We start from the raw sequence: 15,718 nt of genomic DNA, 5'->3' as shown, positions 1-15,718 counted from the left end.
GGCGCCGGCGACCCCGCCCTGGACGACCCGGCCGTCGACCGCGCCGTCGCGGGAGCCGCGGGAGCCGCGGCACGCGCGCACGCCGAACCGCGCGACGTCCCGTCCGGCGCCGCCGAACCCCACGCCCCGCTCGCCTCCCCCTGGAAGGACGAGAGCATGCCCGACCCCACCCCCGGGCCCCACTGGTGGAACGACTGGGACGACCCCGGCCCGGCCCCCGGCCCGCAGGAGCCGGCGCCCGCGCCGTCGGCCTGGCCGCCGCCGCCGAGCGCCGAACCGCCCACGCCGCCCGCGGCCCCGGCCCCGTCCGTCCCTGCCCCGTCCGTCCCGGCGGACGACGTCTGGTACGACCGGCCCGGCACCGTGCAGGACGGCGTCTCGCTCGGACTCGCGGACCCGGCGGACGCCCGCCGCCCGCCGCCACCGCCGCCCGAGGGCTGGTACCGGCCGTACACCCCCGACGACGACCCGCCGGCCGGGCCGCCCGCGGCGCCGCGGCCCGGCCCCCGCGACGACGCCTGGTGAGGAGGCGCACGTGAGCAGCATCGTGATCTTCGGCGCGGGGTCGCGCGGCGACGTCCAGCCCTGCGTCGCCCTCGGCCGCGCCCTCGGCGCGCACGGCCACGGCGTCACGCTCGTCGCGAGCGCCCGCTACGCGCCGCTCGCCGCCCGCGCCGGGCTCGGCTTCGCGCCGCTGACCGCCGACCCCGCCGAGATCCTCGAATCGGACGCCGGGCAGGAACTGCTCGCGGGGGGCCGCAACCCGGTGAAGTTCCTCGGCGGCTTCCGGCGGATCCTCGGGCCGCTGGCCGAACGGCTCCTCGCCGAATGCCTCGACGCCTGCAAGGGCGCCGACCTGCTGCTCGGGCCGACGCTCGGGGCGCTCCCCCGGCACATCGGCGAGCACCTCGGCATCCCGTGGGCGCTGATTCACTTCCAGCCGAGCCGCGCCACCGGCGCGTTCCCGCACCCGTTCGTCCCGCGGGCGCGCATGCTCGGCCCGCTCGGCAACCGGGCGAGCTTCCACGCCGTCGACCAGCTCGCGTGGCTGCTGTCGCGCCCGTTCATCAACCCTTGGCGCGAGCGGAGCCTCGGGCTGCCGCCGCTGCCGCTGCGCAACACGGCCGACGGCCGTCCGGTCCTCGCCTGCTTCAGCTCGACGGTCGTCCCCCGGCCCCGCGACTGGCCGCGCAACCTCGCCATGACCGGGTACTGGTTCCTCGACGAGCCCGGCTGGACGCCCCCGAAGGACCTCGCCGACTTCCTCGACGACGGGCCCCCGCCCGTCTACGTCGGCTTCGGCAGCATGGTCCCGAAGGACGCCGCGATGACCGACCGGATCGTCCGGACGGCGCTGCGCCTCGCGGGCGTCCGCGGGATCGTCCAGGGCGACCCGGACACCTCGGACGAGCACGTGTTCGCCGTCCGCGACGTCCCGCACTCGTGGCTGTTCCCCCGCACGGCCGCCGTCGTCCACCACGGCGGCGCGGGCACGACGGCCGCGGGCCTGCGCGCGGGCGCGCCCACGATCGTCTGCCCGTTCTTCGGCGACCAGCCGTACTGGGGCGAGCGGGTCGCGGCGCTCGGCGCGGGCCCGTCCCCGCTGCCGTTCCGGGGCCTCACCGTCCCGCGCCTGGCCGCCCGCATCCGCGCGTCCGTCGAGGACCCGGACATCGCCGACCGCGCCGACCGCCTCGGCCGCCGCATCCGCGCCGAGGACGGCCTCGCGCGCGCGCACGAAGCCCTAGAGCCGCTCCTGCGCTGACGGGCTCACTTCCAGGTCCACCCGGTCCCGTCGGGCGACCGGACGATCTCGCGCCGTTCCCGCGGCGGCCGCGGACGCCTCGGCTGCGGCGGCCCGTCCGCCCACGGCGCCCAGGGCGCGCCCCGCTCGTCCGTCCGTCCGGCCCCGTTCCCCGGACCGCGTCCGTTCCCGTTCCCGGTCTCCGCGCCCGTGGACGGGACGGCACCGGCCCGGGGCCCGGCACCCGGCACGGGCGGCGCACTCGGCACGGGCCCGGCACCCGGCACAGGCCCGGCACCCGGCGCGGACGGGACACCCGGGGCGGGCGGCTTCGGGCGGGCGGGGCGGGCCGGCTTCCGGGTGCGTTTCGCCGGGGCGGCGGGCTTCTCCCAGTGCAGCGTGTACGGGACGGGCTGCTCCTTCGGCAGCGGCGGGGCGACGCCGACGGGCCCAGCGGCGAGCGGGCCGCCGGTGCTCTCCCGCAGGTCCATCTTCGCGTGCAGGCCCCGCAGCGGCTTCGGCAGCCACCAGTTCGCGGAGCCCATGAACCGCATCGTGGCCGGGACGAGCAGCGACCGCACGAGCAGCGCGTCCACGACGACCGCGACGAACATGCCGACGCCGATCAGCTTCACGACCGTGATCCCGGCGAACGCGAACGCGCCGATCACCACGAGGAACAGCAGCGCCGCGCTGGTGATGATGCTCCCGGTGTGCTGCATGCCGGACGCGACGGCGGTGCGGTTGTCGTGGGTGAGGTCCCACTCCTCGCGGATGCGGCTGAGCAGGAAGACCTCGTAGTCCATCGACAGGCCGAACACGACCGCGAGGATGAGGATCATGCTGGTCGCCTCGACGCCGCCGGTCGGGGTGAAGTCCAGCAGGCCGGCCAGATGCCCGTACTGGAAGCCCCACACGATCGCGCCGAACGACGCGCCGATCGACAGGACGTTCATCACGATCGCCTTCAGCGGCAGCACGATCGACCCGAAGAACATGAACAGCAGCACGAACGTGGCCAGCCCGACGACGAGCGCCATCTTCGGCAGCGACTCCATCAGGCTGTCCATCAGGTCCATCTGCGCGGCCGTGCTGCCCCCGACGTCGATGTGCATCGGGTAGCCGTCCTTGGTCAGGTGCATGGAGCGGATCAGTTCGACCAGCTCCTGCGCCTCCTCCTCCATCGGCTCGTACTCGTGCGTCACGGAGATCCGCACGCCCCCGTACTCGCCGGAGTAGCCGCTGAAATCGGCGGCGACGACGCCCGGCAGCTCCCCGAGCTCCTTGCGGAAGTCGTCCAGGTAGGGCGGGATCACGTCGCCCTCGGACGGCGACCAGTTGCGGGGGATGAGGTCGCCGGACACCACGACGTCGATCGGCTCGGCGGACCCGTTCGGGAACTCCGCCTTGATCGTCTCGACGACCGAGCGGGTCGCGCTCTCCTTCGGCAGGACGCGCGCGTCGATGCTGCCGAACTGGACGTTCAGGAACGGCTGGAACATCACGGCGAGGATGGCGAGCACCACCGCGAAGTAGGGCAGCGGGTGCTTCATGACGCTGTGCCCGAGGCGGAACCAGAAACCACTGGCCGGGTCGCGCTGCGCACGCTTCGCCGACGGGCGCCGCCACGGCATCCGGCCGCCCTCGACGCGCGTGCCGAGCAGCGCCAGCAGGGTCGGGAGCAGGACGGTCGCGCCGAACACCGCGACCATGACGGTCGCGATGCCGGCGAGGCCGATCGTCCGCAGGAACATCTGCGGGAACAGCAGCAGCCCGGCGAGCGCCGCGGACACCGTCACGCCCGACACCATGATGGTGCGACCGGCCGTGGCCATCGTCGTGACGAGGGCCGCCTCCCGGATCGGACGCAGGTTCCGCTTGTACTCCTTCTTGGCGGCTCTGCGCGCGCGCCGGTCCTTTTCCCTCTTCCACGGTTTGCCCGGCGGGATGTCGTTTCCCGCCATCCCGCGCCCGAGTTCTTCACGGAACCGGCTGATGATGAACAGCGAGTAGTCGATGCCGAGGCCGACGCCCATCATCGTGACGACTTCCAGCGCGAACGACGTCACGTCCGTCACGTACGTCACCGCGTGCAGGACGGCGAAGCCGCCGATCATCGAGAACAGGGCGACGCCGATCGGCAGCATCGCGGCGACGAGCGCGCCGAACAGGATGACCAGCAGGATGATCAGCGGCCCCGCGGTGATCGTCTCGGCGCGGACGATGTCGGAGACGACCTGCGAGCCGAACTCCTGGCCCAGCGGGACGCTGCCGCCGAGCTGCGCGTCCAGGCCCGGCGCGGCCAGCCGCTCCTTGATCAGCTCGTAGTTCTCGAGCTTCTCGGCGCCGGTGTCGCCCGCCAGCTTCACGGCGACGAACGTGCTGCGCTTGTCCCGCGACGCGAACGACTCGGCCGCCTTACCGTTCACCGCCCAGTAGGAGATGATCTCCCCGACCTGCTCCTTCGGCAGGCGCGCGACCGTCGTCACCACGCTCGCCATGTACTCCGGGTCGTCCACCGTCATGGTGTCGCTGGAGTACAGGACGATCACGTCGGGGTTCGTGCTGCCGAAGTACGTCGCGCCGAGTTTCGCGACGAGCGTCGAGGACGCGTCCGGGTCCTCGAAGCCGCCCTCCTTGAACTTGCCGAGGACGCCGATGCCCCAGGCGCCCGCGACGCCGGTGAGCAGCACGATCAGGACGAGGCTGAGCCAGCGCCGCCGGTGGATGAGCCGCCCCAGCCCCGCGAGCATGGTCCTCCTTGTGTCGAGGTGACCCGTTACTTCCGCGACGCGAGCTTCGCCGCGGTCGTCGGGAGCACGCCGTCAAGGTAGCGCTGCCTGGTCGCCGCGCGCGCGATCTTGCCGCTGGACGTCCGCGACACGCCGCCCGGCTCGATCAGCACGAAATCGTGGACGCTCATCTCGTGCTCGACGTTCACCGCCGCGCGCACCGCCGCCTCCACCTCCTCGAGGTCGAGCCGCCCCAGCGGCACCCGCCGGTTCCGCTCGGCGACGATCACCAGCCGCTCGGTGTCCGCGCCCGTCAGCGCGAACGCCGCGACATGGTCCGGACGGACGGCCCGGTGCGCCTCCTGCGCCGTGACCTCGATGTCCTGCGGGTAGTGGTTGCGGCCGTCCACGATGATCAGGTCCTTGATGCGGCCCGTCACGTACAGCTCGCCCTCGTGGACCACGCCGTAGTCGCCGGTCTTCATCCACGGCCCCGCCGGCAGCGCGCCCGGCTCGGCCAGCTCGCCGCCGAACGTGTCCTGGCTGCGTTCGGAGTTCCGCCAGTAGCCCGGCGCGGTGTTCGGGCCGTGCACCCAGATCTCCCCGACCCGCCCGTCCGGCTGCTCCAGCCGCGTCTCCGGGTCCACGATCGCGACGAGCTGCCCGGACGGGCGCCCGCACGAGACGAGCGTGCTCGTCCGCTCCGGCCCCCGGTCGTCCAGCCGCAGCTCACCGGCGGTCAGCGCGGCCCGGTCGACCGCGATCGTCTTCGGCGGCGCGTCGTCCGCCGCCGCCGTCACGAACACCGTCGCCTCCGCGAGCCCGTACCCGGGCGCCTGCGCGCCCGGCCGCAGGCCCGCGGGCGCCAGCGCGTCCGCGAACGTCGACAGCGTGGACGTCCGGATCGGCTCCGCGCCGTTCAGGCACGTCGTCAGCCCCGACAGGTCCAGCCCCGCGATCTTCTCCGGCGTCGCGGACGTCGCCACGTACTCGTACGCGAAGTTCGGGCCCGCCGTGTACACGTTCTTGCCGGGCCGTCCGGCGATCAGCTGCATCCAGCGCAGCGGGTTCATGATGAACGACACCGGGTCGGTGTAGATCGCGTGGTCGCCCCGCACCAGCGGCAGCGCCATCGTCGCGATCAGGCCCATGTCGTGGAACAGCGGCAGCCAGCTCACCAGCTCCGGGTCCGGCTTCTCCGGCGCCCACCCCGACCACAGCTGGATCGCGTTCGCCGTCACGTTCCCGTGCGTGATCTCCACGCCCGCGGGCCGCCGGGTCGAACCCGACGTGTACTGCAGGTACGCGAGATCGTCGAAGGCGAACGGCTCGTCCGTCCAGCTCTCGCCCAGCGCCGGATCGACCTCCTCGGCGAACACGATCTCCTTCGGCTGCGGGACGTCGTGGTCGGCGAGGAACTTCTCCACGTGCGGCAGCGCGTTCCGCGTCGTGACGATCACCGCGGGTTCGGCGTCGGTGTACGCGCCGATCAGCCGGTCCGCGTGGCCGGGAAGGTCGGGTGAGAACAGCGGCACCGCCACCACGTGCCCGTACAGCGCCCCGAGCATCGTCATCATGTAGTCGAGCGTCTGCGGCAACAGCAGCGCCGCCCGATCGCCCGGCTGCGCCACCTGCCGCAGGCGCACCGCCAGCGCGCGCGCCCGCCGGTCCGTCTCGGCCCAGTCGTAGGTGATGTGGACGCCGGACGGGTCCAGCGAGTAGTCCACGAACGTGAAGGCGGGGGCGTCCGGCTTCTCTCTCGCCCACCTCGCGAGCCGCTCGATCAGCGGGGTGCGCCCGGCGCCGCCGGGCAGGAGTTCGGGGAGCAGCGAGCCCAGTGCCATGGATCATCTCCCGGGGGGACGGACCGGGCGGGCCGCTCGAGACGGGCTCCGCCCGCGAGGGGGTGGGCCCGGACGGCCGCGCTGCGGGGCGTCCGGCTACCGGCGAATGATCGTGAAGCTACCCGATGGTAGGCACCGCGCGATATTAGCCGCCGGGCACATTGGAGACCGCCCCGTTTGTCACGGCCATGACAAACGGGAACGCCTGGTCACCCACCGTGCCCGGCACATCGATCACCGCGCGAAGATCTGCTCCATGATCCCCCGGCGATGCCGCCCCTGGTACGTCGTGTCCGGGTTGACCCCGTCCGGCAGTTCCGCCAGGTAACGGCTTTCGGCGTCGATCAACTGCTCGAGTTCGCCGCGGTCGAGGAAAACGCCCTGGCATCCCGGGCATTCCTCGATCACGACCCCGTGACGTTCGTGGGTGTCGAGCCTCGTCGCGCACTTCGGGCACTGCATCGTCGCTTCTGACATCCGGATCCCCTGTCCGTTAAGACGGTGTTGGCCGTCAGCGGGCCAGCTTATGACGCCCCCACCGGTTTGGCACGACCGGGTTCATCGCGGGAACCCCCCCGGTCACCCGCCCGCCCGGACCACCCGCACCCACGCCGTCCGCCGCCGCCAGACCCCCACGCACGCCGCCGCCCACACCAGCGCCAGCTCCGCGATCGCCGCGATGCCGAGCACGACCGCCCAGTCCCGGCCGTCCCCCCGCCCCAGCGCCGTCGGCGACAGCAGCGTCATCTCTTCCGCCTCGGCCGCCGGAGCGTTCGGCGGCGGCAGCACGATCGGCGCCGTGGGCGTCACCGACGGCGGCGGCAGCACCGGCAGCTCCCCGGGCGCCGCCGCCCCCGGCTCCCCCGGATGGTCGCCGCCGCTGGGCGCCCCGGCCGCCGAAGGCACGTCCTCACCTGCGGCCGCCCCGCCACCGGACGCCGCATCACCGGACCCGCCGCCGGACCCGCCGCCGGAGGAACCGTGCTCCGACGCCCCGGCGCCCGGCCCATCGCCCGAGCCCGCACCCGGCGCGGCGTCCCCGCCGCCCGGGGGACCTTGCCCGGCCGGCCCTCCACCGGAGCCGCTCCCGGACTCGCCCCCCGACGCACCGTGCCCGGACCCGCCCCCCGAGGGCGTCCCGCTCCCGGAGCCGCCGCCGCTCGACCCGCCGCCGGAGCCGCTCCCGGTGGGCGGACCGCCCGCATCGCCCTCGCCCCCACCGGCCCCCGTACCGGACGGGCTCGCGTTCGGCGTCGCGTCACCGCCGGGCGTCCCGGTATCCCCCGCGTCCCCCGGCTCGCCCCCCGGTCCGGGCCCCGAGGAGCCATCGCCGTCCGAGCCGTCCGAGCCGTCCGAGCCGTCCGGCCCGTCCGCGCCCCCGCCTGGCTCCGCACCGGACGGACCGCCGCCGTCCCCGCCTCCCGGGGGCTCCTCGCCGGGCGCATCGTCGTTCGTCCCGTCGTGTCCGGACGGGGCGCCGCTCGGTGTCGCGTCACCGCCGGGCGTCGCGTCATCGCCGGTCGGGCCGCCGGTCGGGCCGCCGGTCGGGCCGCCGGTCGGTGGTCCGCCGCCGGAGCCGTCGGGTTCCGCCGCCGGGCCGTCCGACGCCGCGTCGTCGGGGGTCTCGCCCTTGGGACGGGGAAGCTCCAGAGGGTCGCATCCGTCCCCGGACGCGGACGGGGCGTGCGGTGCGGGGGTGCAGTCGGGGGTCAGGGCGAGGACGGTTCGGGCGACGTCGGCGCGGGCGTTCTCGGCGGTGGCGACGACGCGGACGTCGATGCGGTCCCGGACGGACGCGACGGGGATGTGCAGGCCCGCGCGGCGGGCCCGGGGGCGCTGGTCCAGGGCGCCGAGGGGGCAGCGGAGTTCCCGCAGGCCGGCCGTCTCGCACTTCCAGTCGAGGGGGGACCAGAAGGCGGGCCCGTCGGCGGTGAGGCGGAGGGCGGCGCGGTGCGCGGTGCCGCCGGTGGCGTGGACGCGGACGGTGTAGGTCATCGCGTAGTGGTGGCCGAGGGCCTCGCCGCCGTGCACGGTGACCTCGGTGTGCAGGCGGACGTCCGGGACCGCGCGGGCGGCCGGGACGGCGAGCGCCAGCGGCAGCGCGGTGCCCGCCATGAGCGCGATCCAGCGCGTCCTGATCCGCCCCACCGGTTCCCCTTCTCGCTCGTTCCTGTCGGCTGTCGGGGGGGTCGGCGGCACGGCGCCGGGCGTAGAGGTTTATTGCCAGGAGTACCGTGCTTCACTCCCGTCCAGGATCATCTTTCGCAAGGCGAAAGCAGGTTTCCGTAGGATGGGCGGGTTCGCGAGGGAGAGGAGGCACCGGGTGGCGGAGTCCGTGCGGTCGCTGGAGCGCGCTTTCGAGCTGCTGGAGCATCTGGCGGACGCGGGCGGCGAGATGGCGCTGTCGGAGCTGACCGAGGTGTCCGGGCTGCCGATGCCGACGATCTACCGGCTGATGCGGACGCTCGTCAACCGCGGGTACGTGCGCCAGGAGCCGTCGAAGCGGTACGCGCTGGGGCCGCGGCTGATCCGGCTCGGGGAGGGCGCGGGCCGGCTGCTGGGCTCGTGGGCGGGGCCGGTGCTGTCGCGGCTGGTGGACGAGGTCGGGGAGACGGCGAACATGGCGGTCCTGGAGGGGGACGAGGCCGTGTACGTCGCGCAGGTGCCGTCGCGGCACTCGATGCGGATGTTCACCGAGGTGGGGCGGCGGGTGCTGCCGCACTGCACGGGCGTCGGGAAGGCGCTGCTGTCGCAGCTTCCGGAGCGGCGGGTGCGGGAGGTCCTGGGGCGGACGGGCATGCCGGCGCGGACGCCGAACACGTTCACCGACGCGGACGCGCTGGTGCTGGAGCTCGCGAAGGTGCGGGAGCGGGGCTACGCGCTGGACGACGAGGAGCAGGAGATCGGCGTGCGGTGCGTCGCGGTGCCGCTGCTGGGGGCGCCCGCGCCGACCGCGCTGTCGGTGTCGGGGCCGTCCGGGAGGCTGACGCGCGAGACCGTGCCGGAGGTCGTGCCGATCATGCTGGACGCCGCCGCGCGGTTCGCGCGGGAGCTGGGCGCCCCGGCGCCCTGATCTCCGGGCGCCCTGACGAGCCGGGCCGGTGCGGGACGCGGCGGCCGCGGCCCCGCCGTCAGTCGACGGGTTCGCCGACGACGACGCGGGGGCGGCCGCCGCGTTCCCACGCGACGTAGTCGCCCGCGGCCTTGACGAGGGACGCGGCGAGCCAGAGCGCGACGCCCGCGTCGTCGATGAGGCCGATGCCGAGCAGGATCTCGGGGATCGCGTCGATCGGCGACAGGATGTAGACGACGCCGAGCGCGAGCAGCCCGAGCGTCCCGTAGGACATGCCCTTGTAGTCGCCGCGGAGCACGGCCTTGATCATCCGCGGGACGGCGCGGGTGCGCTCCCAGAGGCCCGGGGCCTGCGGGTCGAGCGTCTCGCTGTAGATCTGCCAGGCCTGGCCGGCGGCGGCCGCACGACGCTTTCCGTCCACTGGCGCTCCCTCGGATGGGTTCGTGGTGCGGGCGCGCCCCCGCGGCGCCCGCGTTTACCTATGACGTGGTGTCTGACGGTTTTGTTCCCCCGGATCCGGTGTGACCCGGGCCTCACCCGATGTCCGTGACCGCTGGTGAGGTGTTCATCACCCTGGAGGTCAAAGTCGGGTAATTCGGCCGCACGCCCGGCCACCCGCTGCGAGCATGGGATCACGGGAGGTGCGCCGACTCCCCACCGACGCGCCGGCACCGCCCGCCGAGCACCGCAGGGAGCTGACGCAGATGAGCGGCGATCGTCCGAACCGGCCCGTGCACGGCACCGTCGCGGGCTGCCGCTACGTCGCACTGCCGCCGACCGCCGTGGACGCCGTGGCGTCCGGTCCGGTCCGGCTGATGGTGCTCTGGCCGGGGTTCGACCCGCCGCGGACGGCGGAGGCGCTGGCCGCGTCGATCCCGCTGACGGGCGTGCCGGTGTGGCGCGCGTACCTGGACCTGCCCGCGCAGCTCCCCGGCGGGCTGGGCAGCGCGGCGGTCCTCGACGAGTCCGGCATCGAGCTCTACGGGGCGGCGGTCGAGCAGGCGGCGGGGCGGCTGCCGGAGGCCGTGGACGGGCTGCGCCGCGACCTCGCGGTCCCGGACGGGCCGGTCGCGCTCGCGGGGTTCAGCACCGGCGGCGCGGCGGCGCTGCTCGCGGTGGCGCGCGGCGACGTCCCGGTCGGTGCGGCCGCGGCGGTCGCGCCGGTCGTCGCGCCGTCCCGGGCGGCGCGGGCCGTGGAGAAGCGCGCGGGCCGCGACCGGTCGTGGACGGACGCGTCCGTCGCGCTCGCCGAACGGCTCGACCTCGGCTCCCTCGCGGGCGACATCGCGGCGCGGGACGCGGAACTGCTGCTGGTCGGCGGCGCGAAGGACCGCGTCGTCCCGTCCGGGGAACTGACCGGGCTGCGGGACGCGCTGCAGCGGCACGGAGCGGCGGTGGAGACGGTCTCGTTCCGGATGGGGCACGCGCTCGCCGCCGAGCCCGGCACCGAGGCGCGCCCGCCGATCACCGAGGCCGTCCGGGTGGACGGCGTCCTGTCGGACTGGTTCCGCGACCGGCTCGCCGTGACCGACGCCCCGGACGGCGCGGACGCGGAGTCCGGCGACGCCCGGGGCGACGGGGTGGAACGGGAGCGGCACACGGCCGCGAGCGGCCTGAACTAGCCGCGCGACAGGACCTCGTAGCGGACGGAGACGACGCCGGCGGAGGTCCCGCCGATCTTCTTCATCGCCGCCCTGGACAGGTCGAGGCAACGGCCGCCCGCGTACGGGCCGCGGTCGTTGATGCGCACGACGACGGATTCGCCGTTGCTCTTGTTGGTCACGCGGACCTTGGAGCCGAACGGGAGCGTCTTGTGCGCCGCCGTCAGCTCGCTCGGGTCGAAGCGTTCGCCGCTGGCCGTCATCTGGCCCTCGCTGTAGAAGGACGCCTTGCACGAGCCGGAGTCGAGGACCTTCTCTCCCGAACCCCCCGACCCGCCCGAGCCGTCCGGCCTGGACTTCTCGGTCTTCTTCGGCTTCGGCGGCGCGATCCGCGCCGCGACCGAGTCGGGTTCATCGTCCCGCTTCGGCTCGTCCGGCCGCGGCTCCGTCGGCTCGGCGCTCGGCGACGGGCTCGCGCCCGGGCTCTGCTCGCCGGGCGGCGCGGACGGTGCGGGTGATGCCGACGGTTCCGATGATGCGGACGGTTCGGCCTGCGGCAATCCGTGTGCCGCCTGGGCCGCGCCCGCCGCGGCGCCGGTCTTGACGAACGCGAACGCGCCCGCCGTGAGGACGGCCACGGCCGCCCCGGAGATGATCAGAAGGGTGCGGATGCGCACCTGAGGTATGCGTACACGAGCACGCTTGCCACGCACGGACAATCCTTTGTTCGGGGACAGGACCCCGGACGCCCGGCGGTTCGCTCCGCCGTCCTCCGGCGCGTTCAGGCGACGTCCACGTCCCCGATCTCCGCGCCTTCCGCGTGCCGCTGCACGCCCGCGCCCGCGCCGTTCTCGACGGCCGCCGGCCGTTGTGGCGTCCGGTACGTGCGGCGGTGCGAGTTCACCGGTCCCGCGACACCGTGCCGGGCAGGTCCCCGGTCACCGTCGCACAGGTCCGGCGCGTCACTCTTTTCACTTTGGATCTCGATGGCGCCGCACAAGTTCAAGACCGTACGTCGGATCTCGCCTAGATCAAGACCGAACGCCGATGTTTGTGGGCTTTGTCACCCGCACTTTGCCCCTCGGAAGTCGATCAACTTCGCGGGGTGACCCCATTTCAAGATCGTCTTTACTCCGCATGGACGGGACGATCTCGGCCCTATAACGGACGGGCGGAACGTTCCGTGGAACGCCCCGCCCGTCGCGTGCTCCGGATTCAGCGGAGGCCGCGCACCGGCGGCTTCGCCGTGCCGGACGGCCCCCGCGCCGCGCCGTCGTCCGCCTTCAGCACCTCGACGACCTTGCCCTCGGTGAGCCCGAGGTCGCGGTCGAGCCGCGTGACGACCTCGTTGGTCTGGCCGACGATGTCCTCCTCGGTGGTCGGGGCGTGGTGCTGCTTCCCGGGGGGCGGCGCGGGCCGCGCGGCGTCGCGTCCCGCCGGGGCCGCCCGGCCGCCGGCCAGCTCGCCGATCTTGCTGTCCTCGATGTGGGCGGCGCTCTTGCCGAGCCGTTCGAACAGCCCCAGCGGGCCGCCGATCCGCACCGGCGTCTCCGCCGCGGGCTCGCCCGCCGCCGGGCCGGGCGCCGTCCGGTGGGACGACCGCAGGCCCGCGGCGCCGAGGTCGGGCGCGGCCCCCTGGGCGCCGCCGAGCACCCCGTCGACGGCGCCGGTCCCCAGGGCGGCGGCCTGCCCGGCCGTCGAGCCGACGGGTTCGGGCACCGCGTACGCCACCGGGGCGGCCTCCGCCGCCGTCCGGTAGAGCAGCGCGGTCGCCGGGCCCGTCTGCGCGGACGCGGGCGAGGCGAGGACGGCGGACGCCGCGAGCACCGGCGCGAAGACGAAGGTGCGCAGCAGCCCTTTGGCGGACCGGTTCATTGTTCCCCCCGGGAATTGTCGGATTCTCGACCCTGCACGTGCGTGCGTCCGCTGGTGCGGCGCACCGTCAAGCGGGCACGCTAGTACACCCGGGAGGCGCCGCGCGGAAATGCGGCGACGAGTTGGGGAAGACAATAATGATCCGCAAAAAGGATCAGTGACATTCCGCCCGAAGCGGGGGCGTTCCGGAACGCCCCCGCCATTGGTCCGGCGTCCGGTCAGTCGGCGGCGCCGAGCGTGATGGCCTCGTCCACCTCCTGCTTGCGACCGGCCAGCTCGGCGGCGTACCGCTCCTCGTCGACCTTCTCGGCGATCTCCTCGTCCTGCTTCATCAGCGCCTCGAGATCGGCCTTGGCATTGTCGAGGACGCCCATGTCCTCGTACGCCTTCTTCACCTTGTCGCCCCACAGCCCGACGTCCCGGACGCACGGGACGATCCGGCTGAACAACAGCGACTGGTACAGCGTGTACATGTCGGAGTTGTCGACGTACTCCATGCACTTGTCCATCGGCATGTCGAGCTGTTCGAACACCTCCCGCGCCTTGAACCGGTCGCGCATCAGGTAGCAGCCCTCGACGACGAATTCCTCGCGCTCGGCCCGCTCCTTGTCGGTGAGCTCGGCGTAGTAGTCCTTGAGCGCGAGCCGCCCGAACGCGACGTGCCGCGCCTCGTCCTGCATGACGTACGCGAGGAGCTGCTTGACCAGCGGGTTCGTCGACATGTCGCGGTACAGCCCGAACGCGGCGAGGGCCAGGCCCTCGATGAGGACCTGCATGCCGAGGTAGGGCAGGTCCCAGCGGCTGTCCTCCAGCGACTCCGCGAGGAGCTTCGCGAGGTCCTGGTTGATCGGGTAGTACATCCCGATCTTCTCGTGGACGAACTTGCCGTAGAGCTCGACGTGCCGCGCCTCGTCCATCGTCTGGGTCGCGGCGTAGAACTTCGAGTCGAGGTCCGGAACGGTCTGGACGATCCGCGCGGACACGTTCAGCGCGCCCTGCTCACCGTGCAGGAACTGGCTGAACAGCCAGGAGCTCTGGTGCCGGCCGAACTCGTCCTTCTCCTTCTGGGTCATCTTGTCCCAGATGTCGGAGCCGAACAGCGGGTTGAAGTTCTCCGGCAGGCCGGCGACGTTGACGGGATCGACCTCGAGGTCCCAGTCGATGCGCTTCTGCGCGTCCCACTGCTTGTCCTTGCCCTTCTGGTACAGGCTGAGCAGCCGGTCGCGGCCTTCGTCGTACTCCCAGGTGAAGCGGGTGTCGCCCGCCATGGGGACGTTCCACGTGTCCGTGGATACGGGCTCGGTGTAGAGGTCGTGGGAACTCACCGGGGGTCCTCCTCGGGGGGACGCGCCGCGCCGTCGCGACGCTGGGGTCTGGTTCCGCCCACTGCTTTACATGCTTTCGTAACATGTAAAGCCCGGGTAGATCCATACCCCCGGCCCAAACCCGGTCGCTCCGGTGAGGCCCCCCGTTACCGCGACTGGAGGGCGTCGAGCGCGACGGCCTGGGCGATGACCAGGCGACGGTCGAGCCGCGGGTCCCGGATGTCGACGACGTACCGGTCGCGGATCCCGATCTTCTTCTCCACCGAGAACACGATCTGGTCGCCCGCGTAGAAGTCGAAGTGGTACGGCCACGCGAACGGGACGGCGTCCACGAACGGGATGAACTGCCAGGCCCGCCGCACCAGTGCGACCGCCTTGTTGCGCTCGCTGCCGGTCGCCACGCCGAGCCCCGGCTGCTCCAGGTGCCAGGTGGAGGCGAGCAGCGACTTCTTGAAGTCCTTGCGGAACACCCCGATCGGCCGTCCGTGCGCGTCCGTGATGTCGTACGCCGAGGCCAGGTCGATGCGCTTGCGGGCCTTGAACCCGAGGATCGGGATGGTCTTGCGGTCGTCCGCGTACAGGGTGACCTGCTCCTTGAACGCCATCCGCTTCTGCTGCGCGAACGCGAGCAGCTCGCCCTCGCCGCCGCCGGGCGCCTCGGCGTGCACCTCGTACTGGTTCACCATCAGCCGGATCCGCTGCCGGATCAGCAGCCGCGTCTGCGCCTGGAACCGTTCGTCGTCCACCGGAACCACCCGTCCCCTCGTCGGTTTCGCCCGGAGTCTCCCATACCCGGTGCCGCCGCTCAGGACTGGCGGATGTGCGCGGCGAGGTACCCGTGGATGAGCCGCTCGGCCTCCGCGACGATCACCGGGTCGCCGTCCGGGCGGCGCCGGAACGCCAGCTTCAGCACCGCGTCCCCCGCCTCGACCGCGATGGCGAGCGCGGTCGCCAGCTCCGGGGTGTCGCGCACGCCGAACGTGTCCACGATCAGCGTGCGGAGCCGGTCGGCGACCACCGCGTTGTTGTCGGCGTCGGAGTCGAGCAGGTGCACGTCGGCGACGTCCCCGAACCGCAGCACCCGGAACCCGGGAACGGTCCGGTGCATCTCCACGAAGATGTCGATGATCGCGCCGACCGTGTCGGACCAGTCGGCGAAGCCGCCCTCGGTGAGCCGCGCGGAGACGCGCCGCCCGAACTCCTCCAGGTTCCGCTGCGCGAGGGCCTGCGCGACCGCCCGCTTGTCGGGGAAGAACTGGTACACCGAGCCGATCGCCACCTCGGCCCGCTGCGCGATCCGCGTGGTGGTCAGACCGTCGTAGCCGTCCTCGTCGAGGATCTCCGCGCAGGCGTCCAGCATCCGCTGGACGCGTTCGGCGCTGCGGCGCTGGGCGGGACGGCGGCGGAGCGGGGTGCGGATCTCGGTCACCCTGCCATTGTCCCCCCATTCCACCGCACCCGCGGCACGCCCGGCGCGGCCGGGCGGGTGCGGTGCGTCGTGATCGGCGCCTTCCCCGGCCTCGC

General features: G+C 73.5%; 14 protein-coding genes and 1 pseudogene. 4 read left to right on the top strand and 11 right to left on the bottom strand.

From position 1 onward, the window contains the following. Nucleotides 1-525, top strand: a pseudogene (locus ACFQ11_RS07890) (hypothetical protein); the annotation flags it as partial. A gap of 10 nt (nt 526-535) precedes the next feature. Next, the gene (locus tag ACFQ11_RS07885; protein WP_378297269.1) at nt 536-1,765 is read left to right on the top strand and encodes a glycosyltransferase; all 1,230 of its coding nucleotides are present in this window, start codon (nt 536-538) and stop codon (nt 1,763-1,765) included. A 5-nt stretch (nt 1,766-1,770) separates the two neighbouring features. On the opposite strand, the gene ACFQ11_RS07880 is transcribed toward ACFQ11_RS07885, so the two are convergent. From ACFQ11_RS07880 to ACFQ11_RS07865, 4 genes are all read right to left on the bottom strand, one after another. Next, on the bottom strand, nt 1,771-4,497 hold the full coding sequence (locus ACFQ11_RS07880) for an MMPL family transporter (protein WP_378297268.1): 2,727 nt from the start codon (nt 4,495-4,497) through the stop codon (nt 1,771-1,773). Nucleotides 4,498-4,523: 26 nt separating this feature from the next. Further along, nucleotides 4,524-6,320 (bottom strand): fatty acyl-AMP ligase, encoded by a 1,797-nt coding sequence (locus tag ACFQ11_RS07875; RefSeq protein WP_378297267.1) that lies wholly within the window; start codon nt 6,318-6,320, stop codon nt 4,524-4,526. A gap of 234 nt (nt 6,321-6,554) precedes the next feature. Further along, entirely contained in the window at nt 6,555-6,782 is a 228-nt protein-coding gene (locus ACFQ11_RS07870) for a TFIIB-type zinc ribbon-containing protein (RefSeq protein ID WP_378297266.1), read from the bottom strand. 117 nt (nt 6,783-6,899) lie between these two features. Then, entirely contained in the window at nt 6,900-8,468 is a 1,569-nt protein-coding gene (locus ACFQ11_RS07865) for a hypothetical protein (protein WP_378297265.1), read from the bottom strand. A gap of 142 nt (nt 8,469-8,610) precedes the next feature. On the opposite strand from ACFQ11_RS07865, the gene ACFQ11_RS07860 reads away from it, so the two are divergent. Continuing rightward, complete coding sequence (locus ACFQ11_RS07860) at nt 8,611-9,393, top strand: IclR family transcriptional regulator (protein ID WP_378297263.1); 783 nt, start codon at nt 8,611-8,613, stop codon at nt 9,391-9,393. 58 nt (nt 9,394-9,451) lie between these two features. Here ACFQ11_RS07860 and ACFQ11_RS07855 read toward each other — a convergent pair whose 3' ends face one another. Further along, on the bottom strand, nt 9,452-9,814 hold the full coding sequence (locus ACFQ11_RS07855; RefSeq protein ID WP_378297262.1) for a YkvA family protein: 363 nt from the start codon (nt 9,812-9,814) through the stop codon (nt 9,452-9,454). Between the two features lie 283 nt (nt 9,815-10,097). Between ACFQ11_RS07855 and ACFQ11_RS07850 the strand changes: the two genes are divergently transcribed. Further along, complete coding sequence (locus ACFQ11_RS07850; RefSeq protein WP_378297261.1) at nt 10,098-11,015, top strand: hypothetical protein; 918 nt, start codon at nt 10,098-10,100, stop codon at nt 11,013-11,015. Here ACFQ11_RS07850 and ACFQ11_RS07845 read toward each other — a convergent pair. From ACFQ11_RS07845 to ACFQ11_RS07820, 6 genes are all read right to left on the bottom strand, one after another. Beyond that, nucleotides 11,012-11,671: a septal ring lytic transglycosylase RlpA family protein gene (locus tag ACFQ11_RS07845; RefSeq protein ID WP_378297260.1), complete on the bottom strand. Its 660-nt coding sequence runs from the start codon at nt 11,669-11,671 to the stop codon at nt 11,012-11,014. The two genes, ACFQ11_RS07850 and ACFQ11_RS07845, sit on opposite strands and share 4 nt — an antisense overlap. A 104-nt stretch (nt 11,672-11,775) precedes the next feature. Next, nucleotides 11,776-11,898: a hypothetical protein gene (locus ACFQ11_RS07840; protein ID WP_378297258.1), complete on the bottom strand. Its 123-nt coding sequence runs from the start codon at nt 11,896-11,898 to the stop codon at nt 11,776-11,778. Between the two features lie 311 nt (nt 11,899-12,209). After that, on the bottom strand, nt 12,210-12,869 hold the full coding sequence (locus ACFQ11_RS07835) for a hypothetical protein (RefSeq protein WP_378297257.1): 660 nt from the start codon (nt 12,867-12,869) through the stop codon (nt 12,210-12,212). 218 nt (nt 12,870-13,087) lie between these two features. Next, the gene (locus ACFQ11_RS07830) at nt 13,088-14,194 is read right to left on the bottom strand and encodes a ferritin-like domain-containing protein (protein WP_378297256.1); all 1,107 of its coding nucleotides are present in this window, start codon (nt 14,192-14,194) and stop codon (nt 13,088-13,090) included. Nucleotides 14,195-14,340: 146 nt separating this feature from the next. Then, on the bottom strand, nt 14,341-14,940 hold the full coding sequence (locus tag ACFQ11_RS07825; protein WP_378297255.1) for an LURP-one-related/scramblase family protein: 600 nt from the start codon (nt 14,938-14,940) through the stop codon (nt 14,341-14,343). A 59-nt stretch (nt 14,941-14,999) separates the two neighbouring features. Next, the gene (locus tag ACFQ11_RS07820) at nt 15,000-15,623 is read right to left on the bottom strand and encodes a TetR family transcriptional regulator (RefSeq protein WP_378297254.1); all 624 of its coding nucleotides are present in this window, start codon (nt 15,621-15,623) and stop codon (nt 15,000-15,002) included. Nucleotides 15,624-15,718 lie beyond the last annotated feature (95 nt).

The organism is Actinomadura sediminis, assembly GCF_042675525.1.
Classification (GTDB): domain Bacteria; phylum Actinomycetota; class Actinomycetes; order Streptosporangiales; family Streptosporangiaceae; genus Spirillospora; species Spirillospora sediminis.
The sequence above is the reverse complement of the archived record's forward strand: the minus strand, read 5'-3'. Positions and strand labels throughout refer to the sequence as shown.